Origin of the sequence: Bartonella sp. CL71SXKL (genome assembly GCF_042194935.1) — a bacterium.
Lineage (GTDB): Bacteria > Pseudomonadota > Alphaproteobacteria > Rhizobiales > Rhizobiaceae > Bartonella.
The window spans coordinates 67,263-73,593 of record NZ_JBHINI010000010.1 but is presented as its reverse complement, the minus strand read 5'-3'; the positions used below and the strand labels follow the sequence as shown (position 1 = coordinate 73,593).

Here is a 6,331-nt window from a genome sequence, read left to right as displayed (position 1 = left end):
TGAAGAGCAGATGAAGATAGTTCTTGAAGATGCCAATAAGTATACGGATGAGAAAGTTAGTAGTCTTGTCAATGATGCTGTTAACGAGTCGAAATCCTATACGGATATAAAGTTTGAGACGTTGAATTATGCTATTCAGGATGTTCGGAAAGAAGCAAGACAAGCTGCTGCTATTGGTCTAGCGGTGTCCAACTTACGTTACTATGATATACCAGGATCTTTAAGTGTTTCATTTGGGAGTGGTTTATGGCGCAGTCAATCTGCACTTGCTCTTGGTGCTGGTTATACATCTGAAGATGGAAATATTCGCTCGAATGTATCTGTGACAAGTGCTGGAGGTCATTGGGGAATAGGCGCTGGAATTACTCTGAGGTTGAGATGATAATAGAAAAAATGGCTGTTATTGTAAAAACGAGAAGTATGTTAGTAAAGGTTCTGCTGTTTGCTCTTACCTTAATAGGCAAGAGCGAAAGCTTTGCCAACGAGAATAATAATATTTATACGGTGCATCCACCGCACTTATCGATACCTAAGGGAGAACCTGGCGAAACACGTCGAATTATTATGCAATTTTATGATTGGACTTTGATTTGTGACGAAAAACAAAAGCTTAAACATAAGCAAGGTATATGTAATGTGACACAGACGGTTCATGATCAAGAAGGAAATACCATTTTTAGTTGGTCTCTTGTTTCTACGACAAGTGGTCAAGCAGTGATGCTTTTTCGAACATTGCCAAATTCTGATATAAATGTTCCGATTCAAATGTTTGTAAAAGATGTTAAAAAACCTGTTCTTATTAATTATACGCAATGTAATGAAACGGTTTGTTTGGCACAATCACCTGTAGGGCCGGTTTTGACTAAACAAATAGAGCAGAACAATAAGGTACGTATTTCCTATAAAACTAAAGAAGGTAAGGTATTTTCTTTTACTGTACCATTTAAAGGGTTAAATGCGGCACTTAATTCTTTCCGTCCTTAGAATCCATCGAGTATTTTTAACAAGAGTCATTTTTCCATAAATTGTTGTATTATATTTTTGAGTGTAAATTATAAGGTCAGATAAGTAAGAAGTTTTATATAATATGATATCGAGGTGATTTATTGGAAAGAGTGAGAGTTTTATGAATATAAAGTCACAGTAAGTTCTTTATATGTAATAGAAAATCAAATTAGTATTTCCTATAATGCTTAAAGAGTGATTTCGTTAGTTATTAAAAGTAAAAAAGATTAGAAATACTCGATTTCTTCCTTACAATAATGAGTAGACTAAATTCTTTTTTTAAGCTTCAAATGGATTTTTAATGCGGTCTGATTAAGCATTAATATTTTTCAGATAAATTTTATAATTCTAGAGTTTTTTTGAACGATAGTTTTTATTGGTATTCACGAAATAACAGCTATTGTAATTGCATTTTGTAGTACTACGGAACTTTTATTCCAGTATAATCAAAGCCATTTCATTGCATATAACAAACGTGGTTTGTGTGTGGATAACGAAAAAATTTTTTTTTCTTATAAACCGTACTAATGTATAGGTTGTTGTAACCTTAAAAGTCAGCAAATAGTATGATAGTGTAGGTTTGTTACAATAGAGGTGTGCTCCGTGTAAATGGTATCAAGAAAAGAGCATAATTTATAAAAATTGATGTGAACGTAAACGATTAATTTATAGTTTTAAGTTCATAAAGAGATGCATGATTTCACGGAAACAACCGAAAGATTATACAAAAATCTGAATGATGTTAGTGTAGAAAATTTTAATGATAGAAAAAGAAAGAATGATTTCTTGTATATATCATTTGATGCTGCATTATTGCTTTATTTAGGAATGAGCAGAAGAGTTTTCGCGTTTATTTATTGGGGGAACGCTCAAGGGATAAGGGACATGACCCCGTTAAATTATGGTTCAAAAGAGTTAAAGCGAGGAGAAATATACGATACCAAAGCAGATCAGTTGTATGATCAGTGCAGTAGTAATACAAATAATCTTTCTGCATTGTCACGAACAGAGGCATACTCTGTCCTTGTTGATATAAAGAGACAACAGAGAAAAAAACATTATGAACAGAAACAGGTTTTTGTTCAATCTGAGGCAGCTTTTGAGTTTCATAATCAGATAATGATAGGTGCTCAAAAAACAAAAAAACTCAAAGCACCTTTTCTTCGACGGTTCCATTCAGTAAAATCTCCACCTCTTTATGCGGCACTTGATCTCGGAACAAATAATTGTCGTCTTCTTATCGCATCTCCCAGTAAACCTGGATATTTTCGTGTTGTTGATGCTTTTTCTCGTATTGTACGATTGGGAGAAGGTTTAATAAATAACGGTTTTCTTAATACACAAGCTATGGATCGTGCGATTGAGGCATTAAAGATTTGTCATTTAAAGCTAAAACAAAGGCATATTAAGCGTTATCGCTTGATTGCAACGGAAGCTTGTCGTTCTGCAGAAAATGGTAGACATTTTATTCAGCGTGTTTTGGAGGAGACAGGACTTGAATTGGAAATTGTTGATCGGCGAACAGAAGCGCGTTTTGCTGTTACAGGGTGTAGTACACTTGTTGAACCAAATACTGACGCAATTGTGCTTTTTGATATTGGAGGAGGGTCATCAGAAATTGTGCTACTTGATGTTTCTCAAAAGCGTTCTTTTCGTTTAGCTAGACAAATTATCGCTTGGACTTCTCTTCCTGTTGGTGTTGTTACGCTTGCTGAACGTTTTGGAGGGAATGATATTAGCTTAGACGATTTTGAAAAAATGAAAAGCTATGTGCGAGGGTTATTAAATAATTTTTCAGATCGTCATAAATTAGGAGAGTTAGCACAAGGTTCGAAGTTTCATCTTTTGGGAACCTCTGGTACAGTTACGACTTTAGCAGGAATGTATCTTAATTTAGAGCGTTATGATAGGAAAAAAGTGGATGGCATTTGGATGAAGGATGCAGACATTACACTTATGACACAACGTCTATTATCATGGGATATAGAAAAACGTGTCATAAGTCCTTTTATTGGGCGCGAGAGAGCAGATTTAGTTTTAGCTGGTTGTGCAATTTTAGATGTTATTCGGGAAGTTTGGCCAAGTCAGCGTTTAAGAGTTGCTGATCGTGGATTAAGGGAAGGAATTTTGATAGAGCTAATGTTACGCGATGGGGTGTGGTGTCGTCGTAGAAAGAGCAGAGATTTCAAGCGTTAGAGAATTAAATATGGAGACAATGAATAACGATGAAAAAAACAACAAAAACACCGAGAGGTGGCTATGGAGGTTCAGGGTCACATGAATTATATCAGCGCGTAAAAAAGAAAGCAGGAACCATTAAAGCTTCATCACGACGATGGTTAGAGAGGCATCTGAATGATCCTTATGTCCATCAATCAAAAGTAGATGGTTATCGTTCACGTGCGGCTTATAAACTCATTGAAATTAATGAGCGCTATAGGTTTTTGAAAAAAGGTCAAAAGGTTATTGATCTAGGAGCAGCACCTGGGGGCTGGTGTCAGGTGGCTGAGCGTATAGTAGGGTCAAGTGATGAGGATCCTAGCGTTGTTGGTATTGATTATTTACATGTTGATCCATTACCTAGAGTTGCCATGTTGGAAATGGATTTTTTGCATACAGATGCACCGCAGAAATTAATTGAAACTTTAGGGACAAAACCGGATGTGGTTCTTTCTGATATGGCAGCGCCAACAACAGGTCATCGTCAGACGGATCATTTAAGAACGATTTATTTATGTGAAGTTGCGGCTGATTTTGCTCTTTCGGTTCTTAAGCCTGGGGGACATTTTTTAGCAAAGGCTTTTCAAGGAGGAGCAGAAAACACTCTTCTTACGATACTAAAACAGCATTTTAAAAAAGTCTATCATGTTAAACCACCCGCAAGCCGATCAGAATCAGTAGAGCTTTATCTTCTAGCACTTGAATTTAAGGGAAAAACAAACATTCAAGAATAGCGCCTTCTTTTAAGAAGACTTAACTTTACTTAACCTATTTAGATGTGATGATTTTTTTCTCAAAGAGTTATCGGCGATAGTGACAGTTTTTCTGTTATCAATGATGAAAAACTGGTAAAACTAATGTATTGCCTATAGAGGTAAAGAGATTGATTCCTCAGTGAGTGTTTCCAATGAAATTTCTTGATCAAGCTAAAGTTTATATTCGTTCTGGTAATGGAGGTTCTGGAGCAGTATCATTTCGTCGTGAAAAATTCATAGAATTTGGGGGACCTGATGGGGGGAATGGAGGACGGGGTGGTGATGTTTGGGCTCTTGTTGTTGATGGGCTTAACACACTGATTGATTATCGCTACCAACAGCATTTTAAAGCAAAAACAGGGGGGCATGGCAAGGGGCGTAATATGACGGGTGAGAAGGGTAATGATGTCATCCTTAAAGTTCCGGTTGGGACGCAAATTTTTGAAGAAGATAATACAACGTTAATATGTGATTTAACGGAAGTGGGACAGCGCTATCGCCTTGCAAAAGGAGGGAATGGCGGTTTTGGCAATCTTCACTTTACAACATCGACAAATCGGGCACCGCGTCGTGCAAATCCAGGTTTGGCTGGAGAAGAGCGTGCAATATGGCTTCGTTTGAAGTTAATTGCTGATGCGGGGCTTGTTGGTTTACCAAATGCTGGAAAATCAACTTTTTTAGCTTCTGTAACGGCTGCAAAACCAAAAGTTGCAGATTATCCTTTTACCACTCTACATCCTCATCTTGGTGTTGTACGTATTGATGGTCGTGAATTTGTTTTGGCTGATATTCCAGGATTAATTGAAGGAGCGCATGAAGGTGTGGGAATTGGAGATCGTTTTTTAGGACATGTGGAACGTTGTCGCGTACTGCTTCATCTAATTTCTTCTCAAGAAGAAGATGTAGCAAAAGCATATCAAATTGTGCGTCATGAACTTGAGGCATATGGAAATAATCTAAGTGATAAAACTGAAATTGTTGCTTTAAGCCAGATAGATACTCTGACAATTGAAGAGCGTGAAGCTAAACGGGAAGCTTTGCAAAGAGCAGCGGATCAACCAGTTATGATGTTTTCTGCGGTTAGCCGCGAAGGTTTAGAAAATGTGCTGCGTGCTGGTGCACATATTATTGAAATGTCACGCAAAGAGGAGATCAGTGGGGATAGCAAGGTTGATTGAGATGGCTGTTGGATCGCAAAAACTTACACACTATAAACGTATTGTGGTCAAGATTGGATCTGCCCTTTTGGTTGATCCTCAGGCAGGTTTACGGGTTGAATGGCTTAAAAGCTTGATCAATGATGTTGTTGAATTACACAAAGGAGGCGTAGAGATATTATTGGTGTCTTCAGGTGCTATTGCTTTAGGAAGGACATTGCTACAGCTTCCTAAGGGGGCTTTGAAATTGGAAGAAAGCCAGGCATGTGCTGCTTTGGGGCAAATTGAGTTAGCAAAAACCTATGGTGATGCGCTTGCTCAACATGGGCTCAAAACAGGCCAAATTTTGCTCACTTTATTTGATACGGAGGAGCGAAGGCGTTATCTCAATGCACGTGCAACGATTGAGACGCTTTTATATTTGGGAGCTGTGCCTGTTATTAATGAGAATGATACTGTTGCAACAACTGAAATTCGTTATGGTGATAATGATCGTTTAGCTGCACGTGTGGCAACAATGGTGAGGGCAGATCTTTTAATACTTTTATCCGATATTGATGGTCTTTATACAAAGTCTCCCCATAGTGATCCTACGGCTGAATTTATACCTTTTGTTGCATCCATTACGCATGATATCGAAAAAATGGCAGATGTTGCTGCTTCAGAGTTTTCACGGGGAGGAATGAAGACTAAGCTTGAAGCCGGAAAAATAGCTAATGCTGCTGGAACGGCGATGATTATCACCTCAGGCAAGCGTATGAATCCTCTTGCTGCAATTGACAAAGGTGAACGCAAGAGTTTTTTTGCGGCAAGTAAGAAATCTGTCAATGCTTGGAAAACATGGATTTCTGGTCATTTAGATCCATCTGGTGTTTTGACGATTGATCAAGGAGCCATTAGGGCTCTTGAATCAGGAAAATCATTATTAGCTGCAGGGGTTATTGGCGTTGAGGGAAATTTCCAGCGTGGGGATACGGTTGCAATTGTTGGTACAGATGGAGTTGAGATTGCGCGTGGACTTGTAAGCTATGACAAAGATGAGGCTGTACGCATTATAGGACATAAAAGTGAAGAAATCGAAGCTATTCTTGGGTATGAGGCGCGCTCTGCTATGGTGCATCGTAATGATATGATTGTACGTTGCTTGACCAATACTGTTTAAAAAAGTTACTTTTGTTTTTATTGTTTTGGCAG

The 6,331-nt window shown here is 38.0% G+C and carries 6 protein-coding genes; all 6 read left to right on the top strand.

Annotated features, from left to right (window positions below):
* Window positions 1-382, top strand: a 382-nt coding sequence (locus ACFILA_RS06640) for a YadA-like family protein (protein WP_375660862.1), incomplete at its 5' end; no start/stop codon positions are given.
* Window positions 379-984 (top strand): invasion associated locus B family protein, encoded by a 606-nt coding sequence (locus ACFILA_RS06635; protein ID WP_375660861.1) that lies wholly within the window; start codon window positions 379-381, stop codon window positions 982-984. The genes ACFILA_RS06640 and ACFILA_RS06635, both read left to right, overlap by 4 nt.
* A gap of 906 nt (window positions 985-1,890) precedes the next feature.
* Window positions 1,891-3,201, top strand: a complete 1,311-nt coding sequence (locus ACFILA_RS06630) for a Ppx/GppA phosphatase family protein (RefSeq protein ID WP_273790642.1) — start codon at window positions 1,891-1,893, stop codon at window positions 3,199-3,201.
* Window positions 3,202-3,230: 29 nt separating this feature from the next.
* A complete protein-coding gene (locus ACFILA_RS06625; protein ID WP_375613270.1) occupies window positions 3,231-3,959 on the top strand; it encodes an RlmE family RNA methyltransferase in 729 nt (242 codons plus the stop codon).
* A 173-nt stretch (window positions 3,960-4,132) separates the two neighbouring features.
* On the top strand, window positions 4,133-5,158 hold the full coding sequence (gene obgE, locus ACFILA_RS06620; RefSeq protein ID WP_273790640.1) for a GTPase ObgE: 1,026 nt from the start codon (window positions 4,133-4,135) through the stop codon (window positions 5,156-5,158).
* A gap of 1 nt (window position 5,159) precedes the next feature.
* Entirely contained in the window at window positions 5,160-6,299 is a 1,140-nt protein-coding gene (proB, locus tag ACFILA_RS06615; protein ID WP_375631102.1) for a glutamate 5-kinase, read from the top strand.
* The last annotated feature ends 32 nt before the right edge of the window (window positions 6,300-6,331 follow it).

What these genes read in the sequence shown, in the direction of transcription:
- ACFILA_RS06635 (WP_375660861.1), top strand. Translation starts at nt 379, where the DNA reads ATGATAATAGAAAAAATGGCTGTTATTGTAAAAACGAGAAGTATGTTA.
- ACFILA_RS06630 (WP_273790642.1), top strand. Translation starts at nt 1,891, where the DNA reads ATGACCCCGTTAAATTATGGTTCAAAAGAGTTAAAGCGAGGAGAAATA.
- ACFILA_RS06625 (WP_375613270.1), top strand. Translation starts at nt 3,231, where the DNA reads ATGAAAAAAACAACAAAAACACCGAGAGGTGGCTATGGAGGTTCAGGG.
- obgE (WP_273790640.1), top strand. Translation starts at nt 4,133, where the DNA reads ATGAAATTTCTTGATCAAGCTAAAGTTTATATTCGTTCTGGTAATGGA.
- proB (WP_375631102.1), top strand. Translation starts at nt 5,160, where the DNA reads ATGGCTGTTGGATCGCAAAAACTTACACACTATAAACGTATTGTGGTC.